The organism is Phaeobacter sp. QD34_24, assembly GCF_028890115.1.
GTDB lineage: Bacteria > Pseudomonadota > Alphaproteobacteria > Rhodobacterales > Rhodobacteraceae > Phycobacter.
In genome coordinates this window covers 100,618-115,369 of the sequence record NZ_JARCJD010000006.1, presented here as the reverse complement: position 1 = coordinate 115,369, position 14,752 = coordinate 100,618, and the positions used below count along the sequence as shown (strand labels likewise).

General features: G+C 63.2%; 15 protein-coding genes. 7 read left to right on the top strand and 8 right to left on the bottom strand.

Features of this window, described 5'->3' with window-relative positions; all coding sequences use genetic code 11:
* The first annotated feature begins 141 nt into the window (after nt 1-141).
* On the top strand, nt 142-609 hold the full coding sequence (locus PXK07_RS06695) for an Lrp/AsnC family transcriptional regulator (RefSeq protein ID WP_274847429.1): 468 nt from the start codon (nt 142-144) through the stop codon (nt 607-609).
* A gap of 15 nt (nt 610-624) precedes the next feature.
* On the opposite strand, the gene PXK07_RS06690 is transcribed toward PXK07_RS06695, so the two are convergent.
* From PXK07_RS06690 to PXK07_RS06675, 4 genes are read right to left on the bottom strand one after another with little or no spacing between them, the layout of a single operon-like run.
* Nucleotides 625-1,389, bottom strand: coding sequence for an SDR family NAD(P)-dependent oxidoreductase (locus PXK07_RS06690; protein ID WP_274847428.1), 765 nt, complete (start codon nt 1,387-1,389; stop codon nt 625-627).
* Nucleotides 1,386-2,336, bottom strand: coding sequence for an SDR family oxidoreductase (locus PXK07_RS06685; RefSeq protein WP_274847427.1), 951 nt, complete (start codon nt 2,334-2,336; stop codon nt 1,386-1,388). The genes PXK07_RS06690 and PXK07_RS06685 overlap by 4 nt, the downstream gene beginning before the upstream one ends.
* Nucleotides 2,333-3,235, bottom strand: coding sequence for a bile acid:sodium symporter family protein (locus tag PXK07_RS06680; RefSeq protein ID WP_274847426.1), 903 nt, complete (start codon nt 3,233-3,235; stop codon nt 2,333-2,335). Before PXK07_RS06680 ends, PXK07_RS06685 begins: the two co-directional genes overlap by 4 nt.
* Entirely contained in the window at nt 3,232-4,548 is a 1,317-nt protein-coding gene (locus PXK07_RS06675) for a flavin-containing monooxygenase (protein WP_274847425.1), read from the bottom strand. Before PXK07_RS06675 ends, PXK07_RS06680 begins: the two co-directional genes overlap by 4 nt.
* 79 nt (nt 4,549-4,627) lie before the next feature.
* On the opposite strand from PXK07_RS06675, the gene PXK07_RS06670 reads away from it, so the two are divergent.
* Entirely contained in the window at nt 4,628-5,281 is a 654-nt protein-coding gene (locus PXK07_RS06670) for a TetR/AcrR family transcriptional regulator (RefSeq protein WP_274847424.1), read from the top strand.
* Here PXK07_RS06670 and PXK07_RS06665 read toward each other — a convergent pair.
* On the bottom strand, nt 5,278-6,282 hold the full coding sequence (locus tag PXK07_RS06665; protein ID WP_274847423.1) for a LacI family DNA-binding transcriptional regulator: 1,005 nt from the start codon (nt 6,280-6,282) through the stop codon (nt 5,278-5,280). The two genes, PXK07_RS06670 and PXK07_RS06665, sit on opposite strands and share 4 nt — an antisense overlap.
* A 183-nt stretch (nt 6,283-6,465) precedes the next feature.
* Between PXK07_RS06665 and gap the strand changes: the two genes are divergently transcribed.
* A complete protein-coding gene (gene gap / locus PXK07_RS06660) occupies nt 6,466-7,494 on the top strand; it encodes a type I glyceraldehyde-3-phosphate dehydrogenase (protein ID WP_274847422.1) in 1,029 nt (342 codons plus the stop codon).
* 2 nt (nt 7,495-7,496) lie between these two features.
* On the opposite strand, the gene PXK07_RS06655 is transcribed toward gap, so the two are convergent.
* The 3 genes from PXK07_RS06655 to PXK07_RS06645 all read right to left on the bottom strand — a co-directional run bounded on the left by PXK07_RS06655 (nt 7,497) and on the right by PXK07_RS06645 (nt 10,856).
* A complete protein-coding gene (locus tag PXK07_RS06655) occupies nt 7,497-9,425 on the bottom strand; it encodes a putative bifunctional diguanylate cyclase/phosphodiesterase (RefSeq protein WP_274847421.1) in 1,929 nt (642 codons plus the stop codon).
* Nucleotides 9,426-9,558: 133 nt separating this feature from the next.
* On the bottom strand, nt 9,559-10,209 hold the full coding sequence (locus tag PXK07_RS06650; protein ID WP_274847420.1) for a ChrR family anti-sigma-E factor: 651 nt from the start codon (nt 10,207-10,209) through the stop codon (nt 9,559-9,561).
* Nucleotides 10,206-10,856 (bottom strand): sigma-70 family RNA polymerase sigma factor, encoded by a 651-nt coding sequence (locus PXK07_RS06645; protein WP_274847419.1) that lies wholly within the window; start codon nt 10,854-10,856, stop codon nt 10,206-10,208. The genes PXK07_RS06650 and PXK07_RS06645 overlap by 4 nt, the downstream gene beginning before the upstream one ends.
* A 162-nt stretch (nt 10,857-11,018) precedes the next feature.
* Here PXK07_RS06645 and PXK07_RS06640 point away from each other — a divergent pair, with 162 nt between their 5' ends.
* From PXK07_RS06640 to PXK07_RS06625, 4 genes are read left to right on the top strand one after another with little or no spacing between them, the layout of a single operon-like run.
* Nucleotides 11,019-12,314 carry an NAD(P)/FAD-dependent oxidoreductase gene (locus tag PXK07_RS06640; RefSeq protein ID WP_274847418.1) on the top strand — a complete coding sequence of 432 codons (1,296 nt, stop codon included), beginning with the start codon at nt 11,019-11,021 and terminating at the stop codon, nt 12,312-12,314.
* On the top strand, nt 12,311-13,078 hold the full coding sequence (locus PXK07_RS06635) for a DUF1365 domain-containing protein (protein WP_274847417.1): 768 nt from the start codon (nt 12,311-12,313) through the stop codon (nt 13,076-13,078). The genes PXK07_RS06640 and PXK07_RS06635 overlap by 4 nt, the downstream gene beginning before the upstream one ends.
* Nucleotides 13,078-14,235 (top strand): SAM-dependent methyltransferase, encoded by a 1,158-nt coding sequence (locus tag PXK07_RS06630; protein WP_274847416.1) that lies wholly within the window; start codon nt 13,078-13,080, stop codon nt 14,233-14,235. The genes PXK07_RS06635 and PXK07_RS06630 overlap by 1 nt, the downstream gene beginning before the upstream one ends.
* Complete coding sequence (locus tag PXK07_RS06625; protein ID WP_274847415.1) at nt 14,228-14,752, top strand: chalcone isomerase family protein; 525 nt, start codon at nt 14,228-14,230, stop codon at nt 14,750-14,752. Before PXK07_RS06630 ends, PXK07_RS06625 begins: the two co-directional genes overlap by 8 nt.

Here is a 14,752-nt window from a genome sequence, read left to right as displayed (position 1 = left end):
TATGCGCGCGATCCGGGCCGAAAAACGGAAGCAATTCTACATCTAACACGGTATTTCGAACCATAGACGGAACAAACTTGCAAATCATACAGGAAACCGGACAGGATCCCTCAGCAGACGAAGAAGGACCAAGGCAGCGATATGGACCGTTTCGACCGGCTGATCCTTGAGGCCATTCAAAGCAACAACCGGCTGACCGCCGATGCGCTTTCGGAGCGTGTCGGACTGTCCCCGGATGCCTGCCGCAAGCGGCTCTCCCGGCTGCGCTCACAAGGCTATGTGGCCGCCGATGTGGCCGTTCTGAACCCGGACAAGCTGGGACGCGGCCTGACCCTGATCGTCGAGGTCACCCTGCAAAGCGAGCGCCCCAGCGACATCGACCGTTTTCGCCGCCGCATGATCGAGGCGCCCGAGGTCATGCAATGCTACTACGTGACCGGCAATGCGGATTTCATCCTGATCCTCACCGCCCGCGACATGCCCGACTTCGAAGCCTTCAGCAGGCGGCATTTCTTTGACGAGGAGAATATCGCCCGCTTCCGCACCTCGGTGGTGATGAACCGGGTCAAGACCGGATTTTCCCTGCCGGTCCTGACCGAGGAAGACTGAACTCGGCTTGCCTGATCAAGAGTCGTGGCCGCCGATCTGCCGCTCCATCAACCGCTGATACAGCCGGGGCGCCAGGCTGTTTATCCACCAGGCAAGACGCGCCACGCGTCCAACCGGGATCATCGGCTGCCGCCGGTCATATCCGCGCAGGATGTCCCGGGCAGCGGCCTCGGGGGTCATGTAATCCACCCCGTCGCTGGCCGATCCGGGTCGGGCGGTGCCATCGCTTTGCCGCTGATCATTGCCGATATTGGTCGCCACGAAAGACGGCGCCGCAATCAGCACATCAACCGCGTGGGGCTTTTCCTCGGAGCGCAGGGATTTGAAGAACCCCTCCAGCGCATGTTTCGAGGCCGCATAGGAGGTGCGGTGAAAAAGCGGCGTGAACCCCGCCACCGAGGAGATGGCGATATGGGTGCCGCCCGCGCGCCGCACCGCCTGCAGGAAATGCCCGGCCATGGCGACGGCGGCAAAGTAGTTGATCTCGAACACCCGGCGGTGGCTCGCCTCATCAATGGTGTCAAAACCACCGATCTGGGTGATGCCCGCATTGTAGATCACCAGATCGATCACCGGGTATTGCTGCAGGATCTGTTCTGACACCTGGCGCAGCTGCTCCCCATCGGTCAGATCGCATTGAATCGGGATCTGGGTTTCGCTTGTCTCCAGCCCCGAGGTATCGAGGTCCAGCAGGATCACCCGCCAGCTGCGGTCCTGCAAGGCGGCAGACAGGGCACGGCCCAAGCCGCCCGCGCCGCCAGAGATAATGGCTGTCTTCATAGGCCTGCCTGACGCCTCCATAGATCAAAGACTTCGGCGCTGGTCAGCTCGGGCGTATATCCGAAATCGGCCTTCAGCGCGCTATTGTCCAGCACCGGCCGGTATTGCAGGAACCGCACCTGCTCGGGCCCGTATTGGGTCAACCCCAGGGGTTTTGCCAAGGCCAGCGCCGCTTTCAGCACAAAGGGCGGCAGCCGCAGCACGGGTTTCTTTAGCACCCGCGCCAGATCCGTCACCCCCATGGCGCCGTCCCCTGCCACGTTGAAGACCCCCGCAGGGCCATCCGTTGCGGCCCGAGACAGGATCCGCGCCAGATCCCGCGTCCAGATGAACACGAAAGGGCTTTCGCTACCCGCAACCGCCAGCAGGCGCGGACGGTGGAACAGGGCGGTGATCTGGTTCTCGGTGCCTTCTCCCAAAACCGTGCCGACCCGCAGCACCACCTGCTCCAGCTGCGGCGCTCCACGGCGGTAGTTGGCCAGCATCTCTTCGACCTGACGTTTGTGATCCGAATAGGCGAACTCCGGATTGCCGCGCAGGCTATCATTCTCGCGCAGCGGCACCGGGTTATCCGCGTGATAGCCATAGGCCGCGCCGGAGGAGGTGACGACAATGCGCCCCACCCTGTTGGCAACGGCGGCCTGCAACACCTTGCGGGTGCCCTCCACATCCACCGCATAGGCAAAGTCGCGCCCGCTGCCCTTGGGCGGGGTAACGATGGAGGCCAGATGCACGATCACATCCGGTTTCACCTCGCCAATAACACGGGCGGGATCATCGGTGGTCACATCCATGCGGCAGAACTCCGCCCCTGCGGGCAGGTCTTTGGGCGGCGCAAGGTCCGAAGCGATGATGCGGCAGCCCTGCAATTCCTGCAGCAGGACGCGGCCCACCATGCCGGCAGCACCTGTGATCAGAACGGTCCTGGTCAAGGCTCCCTCAGTCATCGTGCCGCCTCCGTCCGCGCCATCAGCCCTGCCAGGGCAAGGCCAGATATGGCATGCCAGATTCCCCAGAAGGCCGCCGCCACCGCCATGCCGCCCAGCCCGCCGAAGAAGGCAAAGATCAGCACCAGACCCAGGCCGGAGTTCTGGATTCCCGTCTCGATGGTCACCGCGCGCCGGTCATAGGGGGAGAGCCCCGCCAGCGTCGCCGTGACCCAGCCACCGCCCAGCGCCAGCGCATTGTGCAGCACCACAAGACCGGCGACCGCGCCTGCAAACTGCAGGAAGAAGCCCCAGTTGGCCGCCAGCGCCAGTACGATGAAGGCGATGAAGATGCCCATCGACAGCCATTGCAGCGGGCGGCGAATGCGCGCGGTCAGATCCGGCTTGCGCATATTGAGCTGCACGCCCAGCACCAATGGCAGCACCAGCATCAGCCCCACGGTGATGGCAATCTGCACCGGGTCGATCTCGGTCTGTTGCAGGATCGCGCGTGTCGGCGGGTAAAGCCCACCCCACAGACCGATATTGACCGGCGTCAGCAGGATCGCCCCCACAGTGGCAAAGCCGGTCATCGACACCGACAGGGCCGCGTTGCCGCCCGCACGATGGGTGATGAAATTGGAGATATTGCCGCCCGGACAGGCCGCCACCAGGATCAGCCCCAGCGCGATCGAGGGGCGCGGATTGGTGAGCCAGACCATCGCGAAGGTCAGCACCGGCAGCACCAGGAACTGTGAGATGAGGCCCACGATCAAGGGTTTCGGCGCCCGCCGCAACCGGTGAAAATCGGACGGCTTCAGGTCAATGGCGATGGAGAACATCACCACCGCCAGGATCCCGTTCAGCAGCGTCAAAGAGGCGGGGCTGAAATTCAGCGCGACGTCATCAATCCCGTTCATGCGCCCGCCCCTGAGAGGCGCTTGATCCAACCGGTGACCGCCTTGCGATAGGTCGCCTTGTCCACGTAATAGGCCATGCGCGCGAGTTTCAGATAGGCCATGCCGCCGGTGGCGCGCTCGAACCCTGCGGCCTTTTCTGCCTGCAGGGCCTTGGCCTCGGCACTGCCGATCTGCAGCCCCTTGATGTAGCGGGCGACCATCTCGGCCTGCTCGTGCCGTCCCTGCCAGCCAAGGCCGCTGGCCTCGACCATGCCGAGGACGAACAGGTCATCGCGGGCAGGGTGCATCGCGTTGAGGTAGAGATGCGGCGCGGCGCCCTGCCAGTTCAGCAGATCCTTGTCGATGAAGGGATAATGCAGCTTGTAGCCAGTCGCGGCGAGGATCATGTCATAGTCAGCCTGGCTGCCATCGGTGAAATGCACCGTGTTGCCATCGATCCGGTCAATATCGGGGCGGATCTTCAGATCGCCATGCCCCGCGTGATAAAGCACCAGCGAGTTCACCACCGGGTGGCTTTCGTAAAGCTGGTAGTCGGGTTTCGGGAAGCCATATTTTTGCGGATCGCCCACGAACCATTTCAGGATCAACCCGTCGATGCGCCGCTTCAGCCACATCGGCAATTGGATCAACCCGCCCATGGTGTCCGCCGGTTTGCCAAAGACGTATTTTGGCACGAAGTAATAGCCGCGCCGCATCGACAGATCGCAAGTGGCGCCATGGTGGATCGCATCCACCGCAATGTCGCAGCCCGAATTGCCCGCGCCCACAACCAGCACCCGCTTGCCGCCGAACTGTTCGGCCCTGCGGTACTGGCTGGAGTGGATCAGCTCCCCCGCGAAATCTCCCGGGAATGTCGGCATGTTCGGCTCGGACAGGGTACCATTGGCAATCAGCACCCCTGCGAAGTCTTCGCTATGCTCACCTTCCGCATCGCGCCAGGTGACACGCCAGCCCTCGCCGGGGCCGCCCAGGGGTTCGGTCTTCAGCACCTCGGCGCCAAAATGGTAGTGCTGCCGCAGCCCGAAATGATCGGCAAAATCGTGGAAATAGCCTTTCAGGTCCCGGTGCGAGGGGTATTCGGCCACCTCCTCCTTCATCGGAAAATCGGCAAATTCCGTCATCCGCTTGGAGGAGATCAGATGCGCGCTTTCGTACATCGTGGACTTTGGCCCATCGATGTCCCACAAACCGCCCACATCCGAATGCAGCTCAAACCCCTGAAAGGGAATGCCTTGCTCGACCAATACCTTGGCCATAGCCAGCCCCATCGGCCCAGCGCCGATAAGGGCATAGCGCCCGCGCGTTTCCGTCATATTTCCTCCCTGTCCTCCGGCTTTAGATTGAACAATCGTTCAAAATAAGGCAAGATATTTTCGTCACAGGGAGTTTTTCGTGGAAAAACAACGCAAACGCGCCCCATCGGCCCGGTCGCTGCAGACCAAGGCACGCATCTTGGATGCTGCCGAACAGCTATTTGCCGAGCGCGGATTCGAAGGGGCATCGCTGCGCGACATCGCCGCGCTGGCCGGGGTTCAGGTGGGGCTGGTGCATCACCATGGCGGCGGCAAGGAAGAGCTGTTTCACCAGACCGTCACCCGCCGCGCCGATGAGCTGGCGGCGCTGCGCCTGACGGAACTGGAGGCGTTGAAACAGTCGGGGGATGTGACCCTGCGCGGGCTGCTGGATGCCTTCATGCGGGCCTATGTGACGCTGGCCCGCAACGGGGGTGCGCATTGGCAGCACTATGGCCGGTTGGTGGCGCATGTCTCCGCCGATCCGCGCTGGCGCCCCCTGGCGGCGGAGTGTTTCGACCCCACCGCGAACCGGTTCATCGAAGAGATCCTGGCGCTCTACCCGGCCGCCGAACGGCAGGCCGCCGCCACCGGCCAGGTCTATTCCGTCGCCGCCATGCTGGCCTTTCTCAACACCGGCTGGCGGATCGAGGCGCTCAGCCCCGGCGCGGCAGAGGCGCAGGTGGACCAGCTGATCGATTTCTGCACCGCAGGGATGGAGGCGATCCTCAGCCCCGGGCCGACCTGCACCTAAAGCGACTGGCCAAGGCTGATCTGCGGGCCAAGCCGCGTGCAGATGGGATCAAGCGGCTTTTCTGCGTCGCGCGCCTGCAAGACGATCTTTGCCGCCCTCTCACCGATTTCGCGGCGGCAGGCATCGGTGGTGGCCAGCTCCAGCGGCAGGCCTTGCAGGATCTGCAGGTTGTTGAACCCCGCCAGCGCCACATCCTGGGGCACCGTCAGCCCGGCGCCCAGGCAATGCATCAGCCCGCCGACGCTCATCACGTCCGACGAATAGTAGATACAGTCAAGGTCAGGGTTGCGCTCCAGCATCTGCGCGGTCAGCTGGCGCCCGGTCTGGATCGAGCTTTCTCCGGCATAGTGTTCGCGATCCAAGAGCGCGACGCCCTGCTCTGCAAGCCCTTCGACAAAGCCGTCAAACCGTTTACGGGCGCGGAAATCCTGCGGCATCTTGGTGCCGATGAAGCCAATCCGCCGATAGCCCCGCGCCAGGATCTGCGCCGCCATGTCGCGACCCACCTGAAGGTGGGAAATGCCGACACAATGGCGCACCGGGATGCCGTCCACATCCATCACCTCGACCACCGGACAATCGGCCTGCGCCATCATCCGCCGGGTCGCCTCAGAATGTTCCAGCCCCGCCACGATCAGCCCCGACGGCCGCCAGCTGAGCATTTCGCGGATAACCTCTTCTTCCTCTTCCAGCTCGTAGCCCGACACCCCCACCACCGGTTTCAAGGGCGTCTCCTTCAGCACCGAGGATATGCCCGACAGCACCTCGGGAAAGACGAAGCTGTTCAGCGAGGGCACCACCACCGCCACCAGGTTCACCGATTGCGACGACAGCGACCCGGCGATGCGGTTGGGCACATAGCCATGGGTGCGGGCGATCTCCTCGACCCGCGCCCGCGTCGCCTGGGAGACATCCGCCGTCCCGCGCAACGCCCGTGAGGCGGTCATCTCGCTGACCCCGGCGAGGCGCGCGACATCCTTGAGCAACAGTTTCTTCGTCATGGGCGCATCGTCCAGCACTTTGCCCGTCGCCGCAAGGGGCTGCGCCCCTTGGGCGTCAAAACTCCGCGAGCGGGGTTGATCTTCAAATCCGTTATCGATAACGATTCCCCCAATGTTAGCGATACCAAACTCCATTCCATACCCAAGGGGCACCCGCAGGCCCGCCGCACGGAGACAGAGACAATGACCCTCAAGATCGCAATCAACGGATTTGGCCGCATTGGCCGCGGCGTGCTGCGCGCCCTCTTGGAGCGCGGCGACAAGGATATCGAAGTGGTGGCGATCAACGACCTGGCACCGCCGGAGATGCTGCTGCACCTGCTGAAATACGATTCCGTCCATGGCCGTCTGCGCGCGCCTGTCGCGCTGTCAGGCGGGGTGCTGCGGGTCGGCAGCCAGACGATCCGGCTCAGCGGAGAACGCAACCCGGCGGATCTGCCCTGGCAGGATGTGGATATCGCCTATGAATGCACCGGGTTGTTCACCGCCCGCGACGCGGCGGCGGCGCATCTGCAGAATGGTGCGAAACGGGTGCTGATCTCGGCCCCCGGCAAGGATGCGGACCGTACCGTGGTCTATGGCGTCAACCATATGGATCTGACGGCAGAGGATGTGATCGTCTCCAACGCCTCCTGCACCACCAACTGCCTGGCCCCGGTGGCGCAGGTGCTGGACCGCGCCTTTGGGATCAGGACCGGCTACATGACCACGATCCACGCCTATACCGGCGATCAGCCCACCCATGACAGCCCGCATAAGGATCCCTATCGCGCCCGTGCGGCTTCGCTGTCGATGGTCCCCACCTCGACCGGCGCGGCCCGCGCCATTGCAGAGGTGCTGCCGCATCTGAAGGGACGGCTGGAAGGATCGGCGATCCGGGTGCCGACGCCGAACGTATCTGTTGTGGATCTGAGTTTCATGCCCGAACGCCCTGCCACGGTTGAAACGGTGAATGCCGCCATCCGCGCGGCCTCGGACACCGATCTTGCAGGCATCCTCGCCTATGAGGAGGATCCGATGGTCTCAGTCGATTTCAACCACGACCCGCATTCCTCCTGCTTTGCCGCGGCGCAAACGGCCGTAACCGGCGAAGGTCTGGTGCGGGTGGTCAGCTGGTATGACAACGAATGGGGCTTTGCCAACCGGATGCTGGACACCGGTCGCCACATGGGGCGGCTGCTGCACGGCGCGCAGATGCCATTGGCGAGCTAGGCTCAGGAGGCGCGCGAAATCGTGCCGGGATCCTCGGAGTCCTCCGGGGTTTCGATCCCGTCCAGGGATGTGGGGCGACCATAGAGGTAGCCCTGCAGGATGTCGCAACCCAATTGCGACAGATACTCGGACTGTTCCCGCGTTTCGATCCCTTCCGCCGTCACCCGCATGTCGAGACGATCACCCAAGAGGAGGATGGCCTCGATGATCTGGCGGGAGCGTTCCGGATCGCGGTCCAGCGCCGTCACGAAGGAACGGTCCACCTTGAGCCGGTCAAAGCCGAAGCGCCACAGATAGCTGAGGCTGGAATAGCCGGTGCCAAAATCGTCCATGGCCAGCGAGACGCCCATCTCCTTCAGGCAGTCGATCTGATAGGCCACCGCCGGATCGTCATCCAACAGCAGGGATTCGGTGATCTCCAGCTCCAGCCGGTGCGCCGGCAGCTCAGCCTCTGCCAGCGCGGAGCGCACGATGTCGGGCAGGCTGCCATCGCACAGCTGCGCCGCCGAGAGGTTGATCGCAACGGTGCTGTGATCGTCCAGCTGCGCGATCTCACGAGTGGCTTTCCGGATCACCCAGGCGCCGATATCTGCGATCAGGCCCAATTCCTCGGCGACGGGGATGAAGATGGAGGGCTCAATCTCCGAGCCGTCCTCGTCCTTCATCCGCAACAGCGCCTCATAGCCAACAACCTGTTTTGATTGCGCATCCACCAGCCGCTGATAGACGATGGCAAAGTTCTTTTCCTTGGTCGACTGGCGCAGCCGGGCGTGCAGCGCCATGCGCTTGCGATACTCATCGCCCATTTCCTCGCCGTAGACCGAGAAGGTGTTCCGACCGTTCGATTTCGAATGATAAAGCGCGGCATCGGCGTAGGACAGCGTGGTATCCAGACAGGTATCCTTGCCCAACAGCGCAATGCCCGCACTCATGGAACCGGCAATGACCGCATCATCGTGATGGAACTCTTCAGAGGCGTTGACGATAATGCTGCGCACACGTGCGACCACCCCGTCGTGATCCAGGTTCCGGAAGCCGATGACGAACTCATCCCCGCCAAACCGGGCCAGAAGATCATTGTGATGGGTGCAGCTGCGCAGGATCCCCGCAAGATGCACGAGATAGGCATCCCCCACTGCATGCCCGTGAACATCATTGATCGCCTTGAACTTGTCCGCATCCATATAGCAGATGGCCGACAGCTCTCCCTCGGCCCTCAAGGCATCAGCCTGCTGCAGGAACTCGCGCCGGTTCATCAACCCGGTCAGAGAGTCGTAGCTGGCAAGGAATTCCACTTCTTCCTGTGAATGCTCGGCGCGCCGTCTCTGCAGCATGTAGCCGATGTAAGGAACCGAGAACAGCAGCGCACAGACCGTTGTCAGGAGGACGGCAAAGCGGCTGAAGCTTTCATGGAAATATCCGTGGGTATCCGTCTGATCGATATAGACCTCGGCCACGCCGAAGATCTCACCCTCTGCGTCCAGCAGTGGCACATAGGCCTCGGCATATAGATCGGGGCGGTTCGGCTTCTCGGTGCCGTCCTTCACCTCGGCAAAGGACACATGGGATGCGATCACCTTCACGGCCTCGGGATCGGGTTCGCCCAGGGTCTGAGGCAAGCCCCCCTTGAGCGACGGATCATCCGACACCAGGACAAGCCGCCCGGCCGCATCAAAAAGCTTGAAGCGGAAGACATCGCCTAGGTGTCGAAGGTCACGGATCTGGTTTAACTGATCGGGAGCGGGGGTTGCACTGTTCAGCAGACCTTCGAGATCACGGATCTGCGACGCCATATAGGTCGCATGGTGCACCGCCTTGTCGACCGACTCGCGGCGCATCGCCTCAAAGACGCTGCTGCGCGTGGCATAGACAATGCCCGCCGCAAGGACGCTCAGCGCGATAGCAAGAAACCCAAGAAATCTAAACAGCATGGCCCCACTCCCCAGTAAGGAGTGACCCTTATAGGCCACAGACCTTAACAACCCTTGAACCAGGGTCCCAGGTGGAGCGCTCGGTCGACCTCCCCGCCGGTCTCTGCGGCAGGGAAAGCCCCGCAGCGGCGCCTCAGATACGGAAGACGGGCTGCAGCAGGCGCGGGATAAGCGAGCGGAACCGCAACGCCGCATCCGTGGCCGCCAGGCAGATGCAGGCCGGCCCCTCTTCGGCGATGGGAGTATGTTCCAGATCAGCGTTGGCAACCTCGACATCTCCGACGCCAAAGCGGCCGGTTTCATCGGAGAACGCCCCCTGCAGCACCAGGGTCAGCTCCAGCCCGTTGTGGCCGTGGTCAGGCACGGCCTGGCCGCCGGGGATGTACAGAAGCCGCACGCTGCCGCCCGTCCCACGCGACAGGATCGACTGGCGCACGCCGCCGCCCAGCGGTTTCCACTTGGGTGGCAGACCGCCCAGCGCCTCCATCACCGGGGCCGGGAAGATGCCGGAGGCGCCATAGCTTGGCGGTGCCTCGTAGGGATCGTCCAGCGCATCCATCAACCGGGCCTTCATATCGGCGGAGATGGAGATCCCCTGGTCCTCGGGCGGGGCAAGACTGTCCAGCAGCGCACCGCCAACAGCCTGATGGGCGCCAAGACGCGCCCGGCTTTCATCACACATGGAAACATGCGTCGCCACCACCAGCGCAAAGGCCGGATCGAGTGTCCCCGAAGCATAGGCGATCAGCAGCTCATCAGGAATATGATGGGTAATGCCGCTCATGTCGTGTCCGTTCCCTTTAGTTCGTGCCGCAACCGTTCCAGCCCCAGCCGGATGCGGGATTTAATCGTTCCGAGCGGCAGGCCCGTCTCGGCGCGGATGTCGGAATGGCTCAACTCGCCAAAGTAAGCCTTTTCCACCATTTCGCGCTGCGCAGGCTTCAGCCGCTTCAGTGCGTCCCTCAGACGTGTGGTCTCCTGTTCCAGGGCCACGATCTGACTGGCGTCTTCCTGAACCTCTTCGGGCTGCTTCAGCTCTTCGGGTACGGGGCGGCGTTCCTTTCGGATCACATCGATCTGGCGGTTGCGCGCAACCTGGTAGATCCAGGACGACACCTGCGCCCGCTGCGGGTCGAACAGATGCGCCTTGCGCCAGACGGTCAGCATCACGTCCTGCACGATGTCTTCGGCCTGGCCCTGGGAAATGCCGGACCGGCAGATCACCCCTTTGAGCCGTGGCGCGAAATAGTCGAACAGCCGCCCAAAGGCCGCCCGGTCCCGGTTGTCCCGTACCGCCAGCATCCATTGGGTCTGCTCTGAGAGCCTGTTTCTGTCCACCTGTTCCCTTTCGCGCGGGCGCGCTGCCGCAGCGTTCACCGTAACCGGTGGCGCGGGCGCTTCAAGTGCGGGATCGGGGTCAAGTTCCAACATATGTCCATTACGTTGCCACCCCGCATCCGGATCACAGCTGCGCAAGTTTTTTCTTCCCCTTGTCCTGTCGCACGCCAGAGCCGCCGTTTCCCCACCCTTTCGACAAAGTTTTGATCCGTCCCCGATGAGCCTGCGTACTGATTGAAAAGCCACGGAGTTGCCATGTCATTTGATGCCCCCCCAGTTCCTCGCCAACGCGTTGCCATTGTCGGCGGTGGTATTTCCGGCCTTGCGGCGGCCTATCGGCTGTCCCCCGGCCACGACGTGACCCTGTTCGAGGCCGCGCCGCGTCTTGGTGGCCATGCTCGTACCGTGCTGGCCGGGCGCCGGGGCGATCAGCCTGTGGATACCGGCTTCATCGTCTTCAACTTCGTGAACTACCCGCATCTGACGGCCATGTTCCGCGATCTGGATGTGCCCATCGTCAAAAGCGACATGACCTTTGGCGCCAGCATCGACGGGGGCGCGGTGGAATACGGGCTGAAGAATCTCCGGTCGCTGTTCGGCCAACCGCTGAACGCCGCGCGTCCGGCCTTTTACGCGATGGTGCGCGACATCCTGCGTTTCAACGCCCACGCGGTGGAGGCCGCCCAAAGCGACGATGTCACCATCGGTCAGCTGATGCAGGAGCTGCGCCTTGGCGATTGGTTCCAGCGCTACTACCTGATGCCGATCTGTGGCGCCATCTGGTCCACCCCGATGGAGGAAATCCACGGCTTTCCTGCCCGCACCCTGGTCCAGTTCTTCCGCAACCACGCGCTGCTCAGCGCCACCGGACAGCACCAATGGTGGACCGTGAAGGGCGGCAGCATCGAATATCTGCGCAGGCTGGAAGCGCATCTTCTGGCCAAGGGCTGCACCCTGCGCCCCGGCACACCGGTGCAGTCCGTCGAACGGCGCCCCGATGGCGTGACCCTTCGCCTGCCCACGGGCGAGGCGCAGGACTTCGACCAGGTGATCACGGCCTGCCATTCCGACGATGCCCTGCGCCTTCTGGCGGATCCAACCGCCCGGGAAGCCTCCCTTCTGGGCAATATGCGCTATCAAGACAACGAGGTGATCCTGCACCGCGATGAGGCCCAGATGCCGAAACGGCGCGCCTGCTGGTCCTCCTGGGTCTACAAGGCCGAGGCCCGCGATACCCGCCCGGCGATTGGCGTCACCTACTGGATGAACCGCCTGCAGAACATCCCCGAAGACGACCCGCTGTTCATCTCTCTGAACCCGGTCCAACCGGTGCGTGACGACACCATCTATGATGTCAACACCTTCCGCCATCCGATCTTTGACCGCGCCGCCCTCAGCGCCCAAAAGCAGATTGAGGAAATCCAAGGGCAGAACAACACCTGGTTTGCCGGTGCCTATCTGCGCCACGGCTTCCACGAGGACGGGTTCGCCAGTGCCGTGCGCGTCGCCCGCGCGATCGAGGCCAGAACAGCCGCGCGGATCACGGCATGAACCTGTTTGCCGCACCTCTTTGGCCCGACCACATCGCGGGCCATACCACACACGCGCGGCGCGGCAGCATCCGCAATGCCTTTCGCTATGGTGTCGATTACGTGCTGATCGACCCGGAAAGCGACGCAGGACCGGGGCTGTTTTCGCGCAATCGCTTCAACCTGGCCTCGGTCGATGATCGCAACCACGGCGGCCCCGTCGGCGCCGGGCGCGGCCTGCCCTGGGCGCAAGAGGTCTTTGCACGCGCGGGTCTGGACCTTGAAGGGCTGCGGATCCTGTTGCTGACGCAACCCAGCTTTCTGTGGTACACTTTCAATCCTGTCAGCTTCTGGCTGGCGATGGAAGGCGAGGATCTGCGCGCCGTTATCGCGGAGGTCTCCAACACCTTCGGAGACCGCCACAGCTACCTGTGTCATCGGGACGGGTTCGCGCCAATATCCGGCCCGGACGAGATCACGGCGCGCAAGATATTCCACGTCTCGCCCTTCCAGAAGATCGCGGGGGAATACCGGTTCCATTTCGACATCCGCACGGACCGGATCGCCATTCGCATCGCCCTGGAAGACGGGGCGGACGGCGTGATTGCCACCCTTGCCGGGCGGCGCCAACCGCTCAGCAATGCCTCGCTTTTGCGTGCCAGCCTGCGCCGCCCGCTTGGCGCCTTTCGTACCATCGCCCTGATCCACTGGCAGGCATTGAAACTCAAACTCAAGGGCGCGCCCTATCGTCGGCGCCCCCTGCCCCCGAAACAGGAGGTCAGCTGATGCTTTTCATTACCAACCGCGTAAAACGTGATTTCCTTGAGAGCTGCGCCCGCATCCGAAAGGGCAGCCTGCGCCTGACCACCCCAGAAGGCGAAGTGCATGATTTCGGCCAGGGCGCGCCTGAGGCCGAGATGGTCCTGTTCGATTGGGCCGCCATCACCGCCATGGCAGCGCGTGGCGACATCGGCCTTGGCGAGACCTACATCGAGGGCCTGTGGGAGACCTCCAGCATCGAGACCCTGATCCAGGTGGCCCTTCTGAACCTCGATTACTTTGGCGATTTTGCCTACCCGAGCTTCTGGAGCGGGCTGAAGTTCCGCGCCGTGGACCGCATCCTGCGCGCCAATTCGATCCGTGGCTCATCCCGCAACATCAAAGCCCATTACGATGTCGGCAACGAGTTCTACCAGCTATGGCTCGACAGTGGCATGACCTATTCCTCGGCCCTGTTTGCACCCGGCGACAACGATCTGGAGCGCGCCCAGACCCGAAAGTACGACCGCGCGCTCAGCCGACTGACCGGAGGTGAGCGCATTCTGGAAATCGGCTGCGGCTGGGGCGGCTTTGCCGAACGTGCCGCAGATACCGGGCGCCATGTGACCGGGCTCACCATCTCACCCAGCCAGCACGGCTATGCCGATGCGCGGCTGGATGGGCGCGCCGCGATCGAGCTGTGCGACTACCGCAAATCCAGCGGCACCTATGACAATATCGTCTCCATCGAGATGATCGAGGCGGTGGGTGAACGCTATTGGCCGAGCTATTTCGCAACCGTCAAATCGCGCCTTGCGGAGGGCGGCAAGGCGCTGGTGCAAGCCATCACCGTGCAGGACAGCTATTTCGACATCTACCGCAATTCCTCGGACTACATCCGCCAGTACACCTTCCCCGGTGGCATGCTGTTGTCGGATGCGGTGATCTCACACCAGGCGCGGCAGGCGGGGCTGAAGGTGACCAACTCCTTTGCCTTCGGGCAGGACTACGCCCGCACCTGCCGGATCTGGGCCGAGCGGCTGGGCGAGCGCGCGCCCAAGATCATGGAGCTGGGCTATGATGCCGCCTTCCTGCGCAACTGGCGCTACTACCTGGAAATCTGTGCTGGCTCCTTTGCCGTTGGCCAGACCGATGTGGTGCAGGTGGAGCTGAGCCATGCGTGACCTTCTGCGCAGGGCTTTGATCACCGGAGCTGTGGCGGCCCTGGTGCTGCCTGCCCCGGCGCTGGCGAACCTGCGCAGCTACGGGCTGGTGCAGCCGGTCGAACTGGGCAGCGCCACCCTACGCTGGCTGGGCCTTGCGGTCTATCGCGCCCGCCTGCACACCGATGGCGCCGACCAGTTCGACTGGAACCGCCCCCTGGCGCTGGAGATCGAGTACTTCCGCAGCATCAGCCGCGCCGATCTGACCCAATCGACCCGGTCTGAACTCCAGCGCATCGAAGGCACACGCCCCGATCTTGAGGCTTTGGTGCGCAAGCTCGGCAGCTGTTTTCGGGATGTGAACAAGGGCGATGTCTTCACCGCCGTGTCGGTACGCCCGGACAGCATGGAATTGTATCTGAACGGAGAACGCACCTGCGCGATCCGCCATGAGGAGCTGCGCAAGCGCTTCCTCGGTATCTGGCTCTCCGAGAACAGCCGCTCGGCGCGCCTGTCGGCCGAACTGCGGGGGCAATGA